The organism is Rhodococcus sp. 06-1460-1B (assembly GCF_002258475.1).
GTDB classification, from domain to species: domain Bacteria; phylum Actinomycetota; class Actinomycetes; order Mycobacteriales; family Mycobacteriaceae; genus Rhodococcoides; species Rhodococcoides fascians.
Map to the genome: position 1 here is coordinate 102,267 of NZ_NOYS01000022.1, position 14,192 is coordinate 116,458.

Sequence of the window (14,192 nt, forward strand, 5' to 3'; positions counted from 1 at the left end):
GGCGTCGTCTCACCGGCCGAGCGTATCCGCCCGCCGAGATCGCACTTGTGCAGACGATCGACAGCGATTCACCTACACAAGTGCGAACTCGCTACTCGCAGCCGATGCCGTCGTTGTCGCGGTCGAGGTGGGGGCCGTAGCCGTACTCGTCGCGATAGACCGGTGCAGCTCCGGCGTCGCGGGCGGCGTCGCAGTTCTGGTACTGGAACCCACCGTTGGGCCGAGGTGCGGGAGCGGGCGCACCCTGAGGTGCGGGCGGGGGAGCGAAAGCAGGCGGCGGCGGAAGGATGCAGAACTGAGCCGAGCCGGCACCGCACAGGAAATCGGTGATCGGATCCGCCGAAGCGAGGGCGGGGGTGGTGACCATGGCTGCCGCAGCGATCGCGCTTCCGATGCCGATTCTGACCAGCAGATTCTTCGTCTTCATGTTGCTCCAATTCGAGGGGGTGCGATGGAGCCTCCTCGCCGGATCCTTGAACTGTCAACGAAGTCATTCGCGCGACCGACAGCCGTGCTGAGCAGGGCGGCACCGAAATGCGCAGGGTCGATGCGTTTGGAAACCGGCAGTAGAGCGTATTTACGAACGTATGAGCGAAAACGAGCAGGTCAACCAGAACCCCGAGAAGGATCCCGACGACTGGGTCACCGGCGACGAGCCGATGACCGGTCCGCAGAAGAGCTACCTGAGCACCCTCGCGCAGGAAGCAGGGGAGGAAGTTCCCGACGACCTGAACAAGGCGCAGGCGTCGGAAATGATCGACAAGTTGCAGGGCGAAACCGGCCGCGGTTGAGCCTGCTCCGTCAGAAGTCCACTCGATGTGACATTGACCCCCGAAAAGTCCACCGAATGTCACATTGAGTGCCTTCTGAAGGACCTCCCGGTGGCAGCATCCGACCAGGTAGACCGTTATTTCTTCGGTACATGTAACAAAGGATTACGCAGACTTTTGTACCCGGGATTTCGCGGCTACTGTGAGCGGACCCACAGCCCTCGGCGTGTCTGCGTCGCGGTGGGTACGTTGTGGAACGGATGTTGTTTTGTGTTGCGCCCGCGAGGGTGCGCCTGGGGAGGATGGCAGATCAGATGCACCGTCGTGTGTTGGCAGTAGCGGGGGCTGCGCTGGCTGTGTCCTTGCTGTCGTCGGGTATCGCCGGAGCGCAGCCGCTTCCGGGTACCGGCAGTGCCGATGGTGGCGGGGCAGCACCTGGCATACAGGCACAGTCGTTGCCGACGGCAGCGGCTCGTATCGACCGAGTCGACATGTTGACTCCGCGTCGTGCGGCCGTGTGGGTCGATTCGCCGGCCATGGGTCGGGCGATTCAGGTGCAGGTTCTTCTTCCGGCCGCGCAGGCCGTGTCCCGTCCGACGCTCTACATGCTCGACGGGGTCAGTGCCGGCAAGGAATCCGATTACAAGGAAAGCACCTGGACGCAGAAGACCGACATCGTCGATTTCTTCGCCGACAAGCCGGTCAATGTGGTGTTGCCGGTCGGTGGATCGAGTAGCTACTACACCGACTGGAATGTTCCCGACCCCGTCCTGGGCGTCAACAAGTGGGAGACGTTCTTGACGGCGGAGTTGCCGCCGCTGATCGACGCGCGGTTCTCCGGTAACGGCACCAATGCCATCGGCGGTGTGTCGATGGGTGCCCAGGCCGCGATGGATCTGATCACGCGCCACCCCGATCTCTACACCGGAGTAGCCGGTTTGAGCGGGTGCTACGACAATTCGCAGAACAACCTCAAGGACGCCGTGCGCGCCACGGTCGCTACCAACGGCGGCAACGCCACCAACATGTGGGGCGAGAACGCCGACGCGAAGTGGATCGAACACGATCCGTCACGCAACGCAGAAGCATTGCGCGGCAAGGACGTCTACGTGTCCGTCGGCACCGGCCTACCCGGCCCGTACGAGCTGGGCCCCGGAGGCGGTGGTGTGCAGGAAGCTGCGATGGGCGGACCGCTCGAAGCTGCAGCGCTGTACTGCACCACGCTCTTCGACACACGCCTGCGCTCGATCGACATACCGGCCACCTTCACCTACCGCCCGTACGGCATTCATCAGTGGCCGTACTGGCAGGACGATCTCCGGGAATCCTGGCCGACGCTCGAGCGCGCGCTAGGACTGTAGAGCGAACTTCAGAAACGCGTCGTTCTCGTGCGGGTCGCCGATGGTGACCCGCACTCCGTCGTTTCCGTAGGAACGCAACAGCACGCCCTGTTCGGCTGCGCCCGAGGCGAATTCACCCGAACGCTCGCCCAGCGGCAGCCAGATGAAATTGGACTGGGATACGCCCACGTCGTAGCCACCCGAGACCAGGGCGTCGCGCACTCGATCACGTTCGGCGATCAGGGCATCGGTACGAGCCAGTAGCTCGGCCGAGGCTTCGAGCGACGCCAGAGCTGCCTGCTGAGCAATCGTGCTGACGGCGAACGCAATACGAACCTTCGACAGCGCAGTGATCACCTCAGGATCGGCCACCGCGTAGCCCACCCGCAGACCCGCGAGGCCGTACGCCTTCGAGAACGTCCGCAGCACGATCACGTTGCGCCGACCGCGAGCGATCTCCACCCCATCGGTGTGATTGCCTGCCGCGTCGGGCCGGGTGTACTCGAAGTAGGCCTCGTCGAGGACGACGAGGACGTTGGGCGGCACCGCGTCGAGAAAGGCCACGAGCTTGTCGCGCTGAACGACGGTTCCGCTCGGGTTGTTCGGGTTGCAGACGAAGATGAGCCGGGTGCGCTCGGTGATGGCGTCGAGCATGGCGTCGAGATCGTGCACGTGGTCCGAGGTCAGCGGCACCTGAACGGGCGTCGCTCCCGTCACCCGGACGATGATCGGATAGGCCTCGAACGAGCGCCACGCGAAGACAACTTCGTCACCGGGGCCACAGGTGATCTGGACGACCTCCTGGCACAACGCGACCGAGCCGTTTCCGGCGGCCACGTTCTCCGGAGCCACTCCGAGCTTCTTCGCCAACGACTCGACGAGCGCCGTCGCGCGGATGTCGGGGTAGCGATTCACGCCGCCGGCCGCTTCCGCGATGGCCTCACGGACACTCGGCAGAGGGCCCTGTGTCGTTTCGTTACTCGCCAGCTTGATCGCACCGGGAAAGCTGCGGCCGGGTACGTAAGCGGGGATGGCGTCGAGGTCGGGGCGGATGTGCACGGTCACGTCAGTCATTATGCGCCGACCCTGTCGGTAGTCGACTTCTGCCTGTCCGCGTCAAAGCTGTGCAGGACGGCCGCGATCGTCCTATCTTCGTACAGTATGTCGGGAACTTTCAGCGACTTCGCAGTCCTTCGGTCCGCCCCCGCGCCCACAGTCGGCGCGGACGACGAGGTGGATACGGCCGCATCGAAACCCGTCTCGCAGGAGAAAGTGCCGTTGACGGCCGTCGAGCCCGATGGGTCACCGCGCGGCGGGATCGTCGTGTTGCACGAGGCCAGGGAAATTCCCGAGTCGCTGAAGGATCTCCTGCGCGCGCTCGCGTTGGAAGGGTGGCTGGCGGTAGCGCCGGATCTGTTCCATCGGGGGCACGGCGACGACAAGGAAGTGTTCGGCGACGACCTCTTCGCCGATTTCGACGCCACCTCCGACTGGCTCGTCCAGCGCGGGGTGTACTCCGATTGCATCGGCGTCATCGGATTCGACGATGCCGGAACGGCCGCGTTGATCGTGGCCACCAGCCGTCCGGTCGGAGCGGCGGTCAGTGTCGCCGCAGCGGGGATCGTGGAGCCGCTCAATTCGGACGCCATCGCATTGGTCGACGCCGCGCCCAAGCTGCAGGCGCCGTGGCTCGGCCTCTACGGCGAGAACGACCCCCACACCCCACCCGAACACATCGAAGCCCTTCGCGATGCCGCCACGCGCGCCTCAGTGGCCACGAACGTCGTCAGCTACTCCGGTGTGGAGCATCGCGCCGATCATCCTCGGGAACAGCCGGGCAGCAGCGACGACACCGACCCCGCCGAGGCCGCTCTGGTCGATGCGCAGACGCGCATCTTCGACTGGTTCGACAGCTTCATGCGTTGACGAGCAACAAGCATCTTTTACGCGAACGCCGCGCGAACCTGGGGCGTCGACCAGCCGTTTTGCCTTCTGGCCTCAGCCGTGTGTAATCTCTTTCCTCGGCGGTCCGAGAGGGCCGGCAGCCTAGGAGGCGTGCCAGAGCGGCCGAATGGGAGTCACTGCTAATGACTTGACCCTTCACCGGGTCCGGAGGTTCAAATCCTCTCGCCTCCGCCACGCTGATCCGCAAGGATCGGCACGTCGGTTCTTCGGAACCGACACAACTGAACATGCGCCCGTAGCTCAACGGATAGAGCACTTGACTACGGATCAAGAGGTTAGGGGTTCGAATCCCTTCGGGCGCACAGAAGAAAAAGCCCCGAACTGCAGCGATGCAGTTCGGGGTTTTTTCGTCGTATAGGCCAGTGGTGGGCGGCTCGACACCTGCCCGGTCCAGACCTCCGACGACGGGTCCGCGTGTGGGATGAACAACAGGGACGCCGGCGAGGGGCGGCCTGGTAGACGGCGTGCAGATCGGTACAAAGCGCACCCGTTGGAAACAAACCGGACGTAAGGTGTGCTTGTCTCGCCGAGGAGGGCACGTGAGCGATCGATCAGGCAGAACGGCGACTGTGAGCGAGTCGGATGCTCAGGCTTCGCCGTTGTTCATCCCGCTGTTGTTCATCTCGGTGCTCTTCGTCGGTGCGTTGCCGTTCTACGTTCGGCAACCGGTCGTCGGTGGTGAGTCGGTGTCGGGTCCGGCGTGGTTCGGCGGTGCGCACCTCGTAGAACCAGCAGCTGATGTGTACTGGCTGTGCGCTCTGCCGGTGTGTATCGGGGCCGTCGCGGCCTACTGCGGGTGGAGCGAACGACGATCGGGCGTCGCCATGCACGTACGGCTTTGGCTGGTCGCGAGTCTGGGATTGTCGATTGCAACAACGGTTTTCATGCAGAACGGAATGATGTTCTACGTAGGCAACCTGACGATTCGAGGGCTGTTGCCCTTACTGGCGATATCGATCGCGGTCCTGGTGTGGGGTGTCGGCCTGCGGTCGCGGTTGCTGGTGGCAATAGGTGTTGTCGCCGTTGCTGCGAGTCTGGTGTCCAACCTCTACAACGTCGAGAATCTCGTGCCGCGGGAGTGGGCACTGGACCCCCGCTTCGGTCTGTGGCCGAACATCGTGCTGACCGCAGCGGTGTTCGCGGTCGGAGCAGTGGGGTCGGGGTTTGCCGAACGGTCCCGGCGGTAAAGCCTGCAACGCAGCGCGACCCGGACGATGGGGGTCGTCGCCGGCGGTGGACACTGGCAGGATGGCCAGCCCAGGTGACCCGAAGTCGGTGTGGACGACAGTCTCGGTGATCGTCGGCACCGTGGCAGCAGGCGTCGTAGTCGCCGGTCTTCTCCACGATCCGCAACCCGACGCCGTGTCGATACCCGGCTGTGCGGAGGTCGTCCAGCCCGAGGACATGCAGAGAATCAATTACGCCATTGTCGGACCGGATTCCGCCCCGGCGGGGTTCGACGCAACAGCCAAGTCGGCCGCTTTGGCGCGAGCCCTTCCCGCCGGGACCACGGTAGAACCCGATGCCATGTTCCCACCGCTGACATTCGACTTCAGCGCCTCTGCGTATGGGCGTATCTCGCTGGGCGGAGCCGTGGGTGACCTGAACGTGAGGCTGTCGACATCCGATCAATCTGCCGGTCCATGTTTGGCCGGCTACGTCGATGAGCGTCGGACACTGAGTGACGGTACAGTCGTCGATTTGAGATCATCCGAAAGAGGCAGTCGCGTAGAGGTATACGGGACCGACGGCAGCATCGTCGATGTATCCGCCGACCCCGTGTTGACGGTCCAGCAAGTGACCGAGATCGCGATGACGCCCGGTCTTCGCTGGAATTCCTAGGCCCCCTTGACCGCCGTACCTTGCACGCCGAAGTCGGCACTGCCCCAACAAGTCCGACCCCGCCGCAATGTCTGCGACGGGGTAGGGCACATTAGCGTGTATCTACGCGCGGGCGACCAGCTTTCCTGCGATTCCCGACAAGATTTCGGTCGGCCTCTGCTGCTCACCCTGCTGAGCACCCAGCACCACGAGAGTTCCGGTCAGGACCGGCAATGCCCACTGGAGGTACTTCAATTGCTTCTGTGCCGCGGCGGCCTCGCGTGGGGTTCCTGCTGACGGCTCGGTTGCCGAATCGATCGAATGGCCCTGAGCCTTGGTCGTTTTCGCGCCGAGAACGCCGCTGTACGCGGTTGCGGCCAGGGCGGCACCGGTAACGGCGATTTTCAAGTTGGTATTGGCGGTGACACCCTGCTGATGACGAGCCCGACCGCGGTTGGCCATGAGTATGCCTGCGCCGCCGATGAGATGTGCACCGATGGCCGCGGCGTTGACCGGAGCCCATTTCGCCCACCCTGCCGCGGCAACCTGTGCGCGGTCTCGCGGATCCTGCACCGCAGTGGCAGCACCGTTGACGCCCACGGCACCCATGAGCGAGCCGCCGAACCAGGCAGCGGCACCGAGATCGTGTAGCGAACGGATGAGGGTATTTCTGTTGGACATCTGAGGATCCTTCGGTTGTGTGCGCTGCTCCGATCGCGAAACGCGCGATATAACAGAGGTTTTGGCGGCCTCGTGAACGGCTCCTTGGCTATCGGTTACCCGCGTGAGCGGTTTCCACACCTGGGCCCCGCGCCGATTCGCGTTGGAATGCTGGTCGTTTGAGCCATATCGCGGTCGTACCGGGGGCTGAGGCGTGTTCAGGTTCGATGGCGCGAAAAGTCACCCGCCGATCAGAGGCGGCGGGGTGTGCTCGTACATCTCGCTGAATGTCGCGTCGTCCAATGTCATCAGGTGATTCGATGCAGTGACGACCATCCAGCTACCCACGTCGGCGATCACGTGCCCGATCCCGACCGCGCCACCGCAGTTGGCCGCGTCGAGTCCCTTGGTCTCGAGCCAGGTCACGACGTCGTCGGCGTTGGTTCCATCGACGCGGACCGCCTCCACCGGAGAACCGGTGTAGGCCTGTGGAGTGGAGCCGGTTCTCCATCGTTCGTAGTCACTGTTCACCACGGATGCGCCCTCCTCGCTCTTCGGCTCCGACGGCGTTCATTGCGCGTCGTCCTCTTCCTCGCCTTCCGCCTGATCCGGTTGCGTGCCGGCGTTCTGCGTGAGGTTGGCCGGGTCCGCATCCGGATCCTCGCCGGGGTCGTATGGGTCCGTCGAATTCTGTGGACTGTTTTCACTGGTCATACTGCAGCTCTACCCGCGCGGAACGTACTCAATCGGCGCACGGTCGTTTGATTCGATCCGGACCGGATATCTCGATGTCGAGGTAGAGCCACCGACTTCGTCACCCGAAAGGACCGACCGTGAACGACATCGCCGATCGACTGCAAGCTTTGTACGACAGCACCCCCGATGCGCGACTCGTTCTAGTGGAGGGCGAACTCGTGCTCGATGTTCCGGAGAAGTCCGGCGACCAGTCGCAGGACGACGTCGCTGTTGTTGTTGTGACCCGAGCAGCGTTGACGGAGCGTCTGGAGGACGCGGGCGGCTTCTCCCGCGCGGCGTTGGAAGACTTCGCCCCGGTCGTCGTTGACATCGCTGCAAAGTTGGGCGCATGAGTTACTTGCATTCACCCCGTAGCGAGAACCGACACAGCAGGGGGTAATCCCATGTCCGTCCTCGATCTCGCGCGACGCAGTCGAGATGCGCAGCGCGCTGACGACAGCAGATTCTCCGAACTCCGCACTGTATCGACGCACTTGCTGGGTCTGCCTTTTCGCGGCCTCTCGGCCGTGCGGAACGCCCGGGCTTTTCATCCGGACGGGGTGAGTTTCAGTGGCTCCCTCGAACGACTGTTGCCGGACCGATACGGAATCCCGTTGCGTTCCTGCGAGGTGACCGTGCGAATCTCGAAGGGGATCGGTATTCCCGCAGGCCTCCCCGATGTCGCCGGGGTAGCGATCCGGGTCCCACCGCTCGAGGTCGGGGCAACCCCGTGGGATCTGTTGCTCGCCGGCTCGGCGACCGGAGTGGTAGGACGTATGGTGCCGTGGCCGTCGACGTCGTGGAACGACGCGCATCTGTCGTCTCTGATGCCGGTGAAGTACCGGGGCAGGATGTGGTGGTTGCGTGCACGGCTGACCCGCCCGCAGATGAACGGGATGAGCGTCGCGGACGTTCGACAAGCGATCGACGACCACGGTGTGAGCCTGGTTCTCGAACATGCTTGTGGTACAGCTGCGTTCGAGCCACTGGCCGTCGTTCACTCGACGACAATTCTGCAACCGTCCGAAGAGATCGACGCGTTCGATCCGGTGCTGAACAGTCCTGCGTCGGTGCGCCCCCAGCCGGAGTGGCTCCGCAACCTGAGACTGTCGGCGTATCGCAATTCTCGCGCAGGGCGAGGTATCGACAACGTCCGCAGAGGCGACAGAGGACGTCCCACCTGAGTGAACGAAACACATCGGCAAGCCTCTGCCGATGTGTTTCGTCCTCGAACTCCCGTCAGGCGTTCAGAGCAGTGAGCCGACCAGTCCGCCGTCCAGAACGAGGCTGCTCCCCGTGCACCACGACGACTGTTGCGATGCGAAGAACGCGACAGCTGCTGCTACTTCCTCCGGTGTGCCGTAGCGCCCTTGTTTGTCGGCGATGAGGGTGTCGAACCCTCCTTCCGGTAGCCCCAGAGCTGCCTCGAATTCGGGGGCTGCCTTGGTGACCAGGGCGGTGTCGATGAACCCTGGCAACACAGCGTTGACCCGAACACCCTGAGCCCTGAACTCCGTTGCGGCAGTTTCGGTCAAATTTCTCACCGCGGCCTTGCTGGCGGCGTAGGGCGCGAGCAGCGCCGAACCTGCCGTCGCGGTGATCGAGCTGATGGTGACGATGGAGCCGCCGCCGGATGCTGCGATCGCGGGTGCGGCGTAGCGGATGGTCAGGAACACGCCGTCCAGGTTGACTGCGGTGGTACGCCGCCAATCGGCGTACGACATCTGTGCGATCGCTCTGACCTCGCCGACACCGGCGTTGGGAATTGCTATGTGCAGGTTGCCGAAGTGTTCGACGGTCTGCTCGACGAGAGATCGAACCTGATCCTCGTCGGTGACGTCTGTCGCGACAGCGATCGCACCGTCGATCGAAGACGCCACCTGGCGAGCGGCGTCGAGATCGATGTCGGAGACGACCACCTGTGCGCCGTCGGAGGCCAGTCGCCGCGCGATGGCGGCGCCGAGGCCTGCCCCGGCACCGGTGACGAGTGCGACCTTGCCGTGGAGAGATTCGTCGATTGGCATTGTGTTCGGTCCTTCCGTGGGAAAGCAGAGGTGGTGCCTTCTCGCTGACGACAGAGAAGGCGAAAGGTATTGCTGTGTCGCTGTTTCAGCGCTTCAGCAGGTCATCCAGAGCTCGTCGCGCTGCATTCAGTCCCGCCATGCCGTGTGCACCGGGTCCGGGGGGAGTTGCCGCAGAGCAGAGATAGAACCCCGGCGTTCCCGTGCGGTACGGGTCTCGGCCGGGACGTGGTCCGAGGAGCAATTGTGTCGGTGACGACGTACCGCACAGAATGTCGCCGCCGACGAAATTCGCGTTTCCTTCGGCGAAGCTATGCGGAGACGTGCTGACTGTCTCCACAATTCGCGAACGCAGGCCCGGTGCGAACTGTTCGATGCGGTCGATCACGACGTCGGTGACATCGTGGTCGAGGCCGGCGGGAACATGGGCGTATGCGTACAGCGGTACGACGTCTCCGTCCGCGCGCTGAGGATCTGCGACGAACTGCTGCCCGACGAGGACGAACGGCCGATCGGGCATTCGTCCTGCAGCAACGGCCGCCTCGGCTGCGATGGTGTCCTCGGCGCTACCTCCCACGTGCACAGTGCCGGCCTGCGCGACCCGGGGGTCGGTCCACGGGACTCCACCGCGCACCGCGAGGTCGACCTTGAACGCAGCCGGTCCGTGCCGAAACCTGTTGTAGGAGCGACGTGTACGCGTCGTCAATTCCTGGCCGAGTACGTCGGCCACCACGGCCGGCGTCGTGTCGAAGATCGTGATGTCCGACGACGGCAGATCGGCTCGCGTGGCAACCCGCGTCGAGGTCTGCACGGTTGCTCCCAGTTCGATGAGCGCGGAGTGCATCGCCCGTGAGATCGCCGCGGTTCCGCCCTCCGCCACCGGCCATCCGTTGTGGTGTCCCGCGGTCAGGATTCCCACCCCGATGGCGGAGGAGAACACTTCGGTCAACGGCCGCATCGCGTGTGCCGCTGCTCCGACGAACAGTGCCCGCGCCTGCGGCGTGGCGAACACCCGTGACAACACCGCAGCGGGCAGAGCAGTCGGCGCACCGAATCTCGCCAGCAGCAGTGGATGTCGGGGCAGGTGCACGACCGGTCCGAGTAGGTCTGCGGACAGTCTGTCGTACGACGACGACGGTTGCCCGAACAGTGCCTTCCATCGTTTGCCGTCCGTGCCCAGGCCCACAGCAGTCTCGTTTATCGATCGATGGAGCAGCGCTGCCGCGTCGTCGAGAAGCGGATGGGCACAATCGATCTCGGGCCACCGCCACGTCAGTCCGTGTTGCTCGAGACCGGCGAGGGCAGGTGAACCCACCGCCATCGGATGGAAACCGGCACAGTGATCGACGAGCAGATCGACGGTGGTGAAAGGCCGGTGGCTACGGGTGCCGCCGCCGATCTCGCTCTCCGCCTCCAGCACGGTGACGTGTATGCCGTCGCGTGCCAGAGCAAGTGCAGCGGCAAGCCCGTTCGGGCCGCTGCCCACTATCGTCGCGGATCGCGTCATGATGTCGATTCTCCAGCACCGGCCGTCGCTGACGACGTCTCCGGTGCCGAGTGTCGAGCGGTTGTCGAGTCTGCGCGACGCCGCCACGTCACCGACATGGGGATGGGGCCGTCGGGTAGCCACGGCTGGGTGGACACCGCGTCGTCGACGTTCCACGTACCGGTTTCGATCACGCCGAGGGCGGCATCGATGAGTTTGTACGACTGCGTCTTTCGATGGATGGGCTGCGATTCGACCCACGCCACCACGAACTCGCCCGGCTCGAAGTTGCAGCGTCGCTGAATCGCTGCGATGAGGGAGGCGTCGTGCAGGTGGCCGTCGCCGAAGTTGAAGCCGAGAATCGAGTTGCAGGCGAATTCGCCTTCACGCACCGTCCATCGATCGATGTCGGGAACGTTGCGGATCAGAAGCGAGAACAATCCGCGACCCTGACTGTGCATCGAGCGCCATGCGATGGTCTGTTGCATCGTGATCTCGGCGACGGCCGGCGGGTAACCCATGGCTTCGAGCTGTCGTACCTGATTGCGGGTGGGGCGCACGATCTGATCGAGCTTGTCCTCGGCACCCGGTGCGAACGCCCACAGACCTGAGGCCCAGTTGCCCGCGTACTGGCGCATCGAGGGCGTGAAGGCCACGAGGTCCGGTCGGAGGTTGCCCAGAACCGGGAAGAAGAACAAGCACACCAGCGCTGTCGCCACGAACCACGGGGAGGCGTCGAAGATCGAGAATCCCTGTCCTGCAGGGTGTCCGACGAAGAGGAACACTGCTGCGTAGGCGAACAACAGATTCCACTCGAGCGGCACCGCCAGCGGGAACGTCGAGATGATGAACAGGTGGAATGCCACCATGAGAAGTGCTCCGACGAGTGCGACGGTCGTGTTGGTGGTGAGCAGCAACACGACCGGTACTGCGATCTCGACGGTGGTGCCCAATACGTGCGCGATCAACTTGGCCGTTGCCGAGGGGCGAATGTCGTCCGGGAAATTCCGGTAGTGCTTGCGTCTGGCCCAGCGCGTGGGAATGCAGGGGCTGTTCGAGACCATGGGCGGAACGACGTTGGCGAAATGTGCACCGAATTTCGAGATGCCGGCCCCGACCCACACCGAGAAAATGAGCAGTTTCAGCCCGACGACGAGGTCGACGATGGCGTTGTCACCGAGGATTCCCACGAGACCGAACAGGACTATCGCAGGACCGTACTGCTCGGCGCGGGCAGCGATGAAGATCGTCTTGTCACGAAGGCCCACAACGATGGTGAGCAAGACCGGCGCGATCGCCCAGCGTGGATCGACGAGGTTGCCGATGCCCTCGGGCAGGATCGAGGCAAATGCACCGGGCGATGTTCCGGGCGCGATGACGGGTACGAACAGACTCACCAGGAGCGCGAGATACAGCACGACGTCCAGCGGCGTCCTGGTGTCGCCCGAGGTGAACGGCACCTTGCCCGGCCACGGAGGCATCCGAACGGTCCCCGGTTTCGCCCAGAACAGGATTCCGCCTGTCATCGGCTTGAACTTGCCGGCGATCGGTCCCCATGACCCCGCGAGTCCGACGGTTTCGAGCAGCATCGTCCAGTAGACCAACTTCTGGTAGACGATCATGTCGTCCCACCACGAGCTGACGTCCCACGGCATCCCGACGCCGGAACTCAGTGTCGCCAGAGTCAGGCCGATCCCGATGTAGAGCACCAGGAGCTTGACGACGTAGGTGGTGGGGATGACCTTCGGCGAGCCGAAGCCGTAGTCGACCCAATGCAGTGCAAGGGTTTTCACTCGTTCCAGCAGGGGCCGGTCGAGGAAGGTTTCGAGGTCGACAGGTGGAAACTGTCCGTTCTTGAATCCCATGAGTGAGCTTTCTGTAGCGAGCGCTGAGGATGAAGGAGCAGGAGTCAGCCCTGTCGCCCGAGGCTCGGGTCGCGGTGACGCAACCATCGGACTGTGTCCTGCACCACAGAAAGCTACGGGGTTCCTATCGGCGGTCCCAATGGTTCGCCGACCCGAGGCTCACCTTCGTTTTTGTGACGCCGACACAAAGTGCACTCTCAGGAGAGGATCCGAGACCCGAGCCACTGACATGCGGTGAGGGCAACCTCGACGGCGAGTCGGTCGTCGGACAGTGGCCGGGGGAGCAGCTTCTCGGCGTTGTCGACGCGGTAGCGAATCGAGTTCTTGTGCATCGTCATCACCGCAGCCGCCGCGGAGAGGCTCCGTTCGCACGCAAGGTAGATCCGCAACGTGGTGCGCAATCGTTCGGCATGTGTGGTGTCGGCAGCCAACTGCGGTCCCAGCACGCTCAGGACCCAGGCCTGCAATGCCGACGGGTCGCGAGCGCACAGGTCCACCACGGCCAACCCGGGGTCGTCGTAGCGTTCGATCGTTCGGCCTCGGCCACCCAGAACGGCCACGTGATGGGCGCGCTGAGCCTGTCGGTGGGACGTGACGAACCCGGCCGCGTCGAGTCCGATGGCCCCGGCCGCCAACAGGGGTGCGTCCTCGGTCCGCGGTCGAGTGTTGATGCGATCGAGAACGACGGCGAGATCTGTGTCGTTCGCTGGAATCTGAATCCATCCCCACGCGGTAGCGCCGTCGCGTCCGACCACCAGGGGAGGGGCCGGACTGTCCAAGTCCGCCGCCAGAGCGCGGATGGTGGTGGTGAACCTGCGCATCCGGTCGCCGCGAACGGCGGACTCGCCGACCCAGGCCACGACGGCCAGGTGGCGTCCGCGCAGTCGATACCCGGTCACTCGCTCGACGACGTCCACCGACCCCTTGCCGTTCAGGAGATCGAGTACCGCATCGAGTCGAGCATTCTCGCGATCCGCCAGCCAGGACTCCCGCTCGGTCTCGTACACCGCGGCCACCCGTTGCGAGATCCAGTCGATGTAGTCGAACACCGAATCGACGATCACGCGGTGCGCTTCCATTCGGACCGGGTCCGGCGCGGCCAGCGACATCGAGGTCTCGAACGCTCGATCGAGCAGAAATTGCTGTCCGAGTCGATAGGCGCGAACCAAGGCATTGACCGGCACGCCCCACTGAGCCAGGCGGCGCGCATATTCGATGGCCGCCGCCGGCGGCTCGAATCCGGCACCGCCGATGTCGTGCTGCAGAGCGTGCAGGATGGTGTCGACGTTGCCCTCGATACTCGATCCCAGCAGCTCGATCAGCGATGGTTCGTTGTTCAGTTCCGTGATGCGCGACGCGAGTGTCGTGCGCATCTGCGCCACGACATCTGCCAGCCGGGCATTGAGGTGCGCGGCAACCGCAGCCACGTGAGTGCGCACCGCCTCGGCGGAGGCGGGCGAGATGTCGGCAGGTGTCGGCACGGGTGTTCCTTTTCGTTTCGGGCTACAAATAATCCGCGGTTTTTGTGC

Annotated in this window: 16 protein-coding genes and 2 tRNA genes; 9 read left to right on the forward strand and 9 right to left on the reverse strand. The window is 64.1% G+C overall.

Going from position 1 to position 14,192, the window contains the following annotated elements; translation table 11 throughout:
• Positions 1–91 precede the first annotated feature (91 nt).
• Positions 92–427, reverse strand: a complete 336-nt coding sequence (locus tag CH268_RS11885) for an excalibur calcium-binding domain-containing protein (RefSeq protein WP_027494767.1) — start codon at positions 425–427, stop codon at positions 92–94.
• Between the two features lie 160 nt (positions 428–587).
• On the opposite strand from CH268_RS11885, the gene CH268_RS11890 reads away from it, so the two are divergent.
• Positions 588–791, forward strand: a complete 204-nt coding sequence (locus CH268_RS11890; RefSeq protein WP_027494766.1) for a DUF3072 domain-containing protein — start codon at positions 588–590, stop codon at positions 789–791.
• 293 nt (positions 792–1,084) lie between these two features.
• Complete coding sequence (locus tag CH268_RS11895) at positions 1,085–2,131, forward strand: alpha/beta hydrolase (RefSeq protein WP_032388159.1); 1,047 nt, start codon at positions 1,085–1,087, stop codon at positions 2,129–2,131.
• Here CH268_RS11895 and hisC read toward each other — a convergent pair.
• Positions 2,120–3,175 carry a histidinol-phosphate transaminase gene (gene hisC, locus CH268_RS11900; RefSeq protein ID WP_094664351.1) on the reverse strand — a complete coding sequence of 352 codons (1,056 nt, stop codon included), beginning with the start codon at positions 3,173–3,175 and terminating at the stop codon, positions 2,120–2,122. The two genes, CH268_RS11895 and hisC, sit on opposite strands and share 12 nt — an antisense overlap.
• 96 nt (positions 3,176–3,271) lie before the next feature.
• Between hisC and CH268_RS11905 the strand changes: the two genes are divergently transcribed.
• The 5 genes from CH268_RS11905 to CH268_RS11925 all read left to right on the forward strand — a co-directional run bounded on the left by CH268_RS11905 (position 3,272) and on the right by CH268_RS11925 (position 5,917).
• The gene (locus CH268_RS11905; RefSeq protein ID WP_027494763.1) at positions 3,272–4,036 is read left to right on the forward strand and encodes a dienelactone hydrolase family protein; all 765 of its coding nucleotides are present in this window, start codon (positions 3,272–3,274) and stop codon (positions 4,034–4,036) included.
• A gap of 123 nt (positions 4,037–4,159) precedes the next feature.
• Positions 4,160–4,249 (forward strand) — tRNA-Ser (locus tag CH268_RS11910).
• Between the two features lie 55 nt (positions 4,250–4,304).
• Positions 4,305–4,377, forward strand: a tRNA-Arg gene (locus CH268_RS11915).
• 237 nt (positions 4,378–4,614) lie between these two features.
• The gene (locus CH268_RS11920) at positions 4,615–5,262 is read left to right on the forward strand and encodes a hypothetical protein (RefSeq protein WP_141215139.1); all 648 of its coding nucleotides are present in this window, start codon (positions 4,615–4,617) and stop codon (positions 5,260–5,262) included.
• Between the two features lie 61 nt (positions 5,263–5,323).
• On the forward strand, positions 5,324–5,917 hold the full coding sequence (locus tag CH268_RS11925; RefSeq protein ID WP_094664213.1) for a hypothetical protein: 594 nt from the start codon (positions 5,324–5,326) through the stop codon (positions 5,915–5,917).
• Positions 5,918–6,019: 102 nt separating this feature from the next.
• Here the strand turns inward: CH268_RS11925 and CH268_RS11930 are convergent, their stop codons facing one another.
• The 3 genes from CH268_RS11930 to CH268_RS27900 all read right to left on the reverse strand — a co-directional run bounded on the left by CH268_RS11930 (position 6,020) and on the right by CH268_RS27900 (position 7,270).
• Complete coding sequence (locus CH268_RS11930) at positions 6,020–6,577, reverse strand: hypothetical protein (protein ID WP_032368903.1); 558 nt, start codon at positions 6,575–6,577, stop codon at positions 6,020–6,022.
• A gap of 219 nt (positions 6,578–6,796) precedes the next feature.
• A complete protein-coding gene (locus CH268_RS11935) occupies positions 6,797–7,090 on the reverse strand; it encodes a hypothetical protein (RefSeq protein ID WP_094664215.1) in 294 nt (97 codons plus the stop codon).
• Between the two features lie 36 nt (positions 7,091–7,126).
• Complete coding sequence (locus CH268_RS27900; protein ID WP_176457924.1) at positions 7,127–7,270, reverse strand: hypothetical protein; 144 nt, start codon at positions 7,268–7,270, stop codon at positions 7,127–7,129.
• A gap of 119 nt (positions 7,271–7,389) precedes the next feature.
• Between CH268_RS27900 and CH268_RS11940 the strand changes: the two genes are divergently transcribed.
• Entirely contained in the window at positions 7,390–7,644 is a 255-nt protein-coding gene (locus tag CH268_RS11940; RefSeq protein ID WP_094664217.1) for a hypothetical protein, read from the forward strand.
• Between the two features lie 51 nt (positions 7,645–7,695).
• Positions 7,696–8,475: a hypothetical protein gene (locus tag CH268_RS11945; protein WP_094664219.1), complete on the forward strand. Its 780-nt coding sequence runs from the start codon at positions 7,696–7,698 to the stop codon at positions 8,473–8,475.
• 63 nt (positions 8,476–8,538) lie between these two features.
• Here CH268_RS11945 and CH268_RS11950 read toward each other — a convergent pair whose 3' ends face one another.
• From CH268_RS11950 to CH268_RS11965, 4 genes are all read right to left on the reverse strand, one after another.
• Positions 8,539–9,315: a glucose 1-dehydrogenase gene (locus CH268_RS11950; RefSeq protein WP_094621255.1), complete on the reverse strand. Its 777-nt coding sequence runs from the start codon at positions 9,313–9,315 to the stop codon at positions 8,539–8,541.
• 85 nt (positions 9,316–9,400) lie between these two features.
• Complete coding sequence (locus CH268_RS11955) at positions 9,401–10,819, reverse strand: phytoene desaturase family protein (RefSeq protein WP_094664353.1); 1,419 nt, start codon at positions 10,817–10,819, stop codon at positions 9,401–9,403.
• Complete coding sequence (locus CH268_RS11960) at positions 10,816–12,663, reverse strand: DUF3556 domain-containing protein (RefSeq protein WP_094664221.1); 1,848 nt, start codon at positions 12,661–12,663, stop codon at positions 10,816–10,818. The genes CH268_RS11955 and CH268_RS11960 overlap by 4 nt, the downstream gene beginning before the upstream one ends.
• A 197-nt stretch (positions 12,664–12,860) precedes the next feature.
• Positions 12,861–14,144, reverse strand: coding sequence for a PucR family transcriptional regulator (locus CH268_RS11965; protein ID WP_094664223.1), 1,284 nt, complete (start codon positions 14,142–14,144; stop codon positions 12,861–12,863).
• Positions 14,145–14,192: the final 48 nt, after the last annotated feature.

Coding starts and splice junctions, on each gene's coding strand:
- CH268_RS11885 (WP_027494767.1), bottom strand. CDS start 427: ATGAAGACGAAGAATCTGCTGGTCAGAATCGGCATCGGAAGCGCGATC.
- CH268_RS11890 (WP_027494766.1), top strand. CDS start 588: ATGAGCGAAAACGAGCAGGTCAACCAGAACCCCGAGAAGGATCCCGAC.
- CH268_RS11895 (WP_032388159.1), top strand. CDS start 1,085: ATGCACCGTCGTGTGTTGGCAGTAGCGGGGGCTGCGCTGGCTGTGTCC.
- CH268_RS11905 (WP_027494763.1), top strand. CDS start 3,272: ATGTCGGGAACTTTCAGCGACTTCGCAGTCCTTCGGTCCGCCCCCGCG.
- CH268_RS11925 (WP_094664213.1), top strand. CDS start 5,324: ATGGCCAGCCCAGGTGACCCGAAGTCGGTGTGGACGACAGTCTCGGTG.
- CH268_RS11930 (WP_032368903.1), bottom strand. CDS start 6,577: ATGTCCAACAGAAATACCCTCATCCGTTCGCTACACGATCTCGGTGCC.
- CH268_RS27900 (WP_176457924.1), bottom strand. CDS start 7,270: ATGACCAGTGAAAACAGTCCACAGAATTCGACGGACCCATACGACCCC.
- CH268_RS11945 (WP_094664219.1), top strand. CDS start 7,696: ATGTCCGTCCTCGATCTCGCGCGACGCAGTCGAGATGCGCAGCGCGCT.
- CH268_RS11950 (WP_094621255.1), bottom strand. CDS start 9,315: ATGCCAATCGACGAATCTCTCCACGGCAAGGTCGCACTCGTCACCGGT.
- CH268_RS11955 (WP_094664353.1), bottom strand. CDS start 10,819: ATGACGCGATCCGCGACGATAGTGGGCAGCGGCCCGAACGGGCTTGCC.
- CH268_RS11960 (WP_094664221.1), bottom strand. CDS start 12,663: ATGGGATTCAAGAACGGACAGTTTCCACCTGTCGACCTCGAAACCTTC.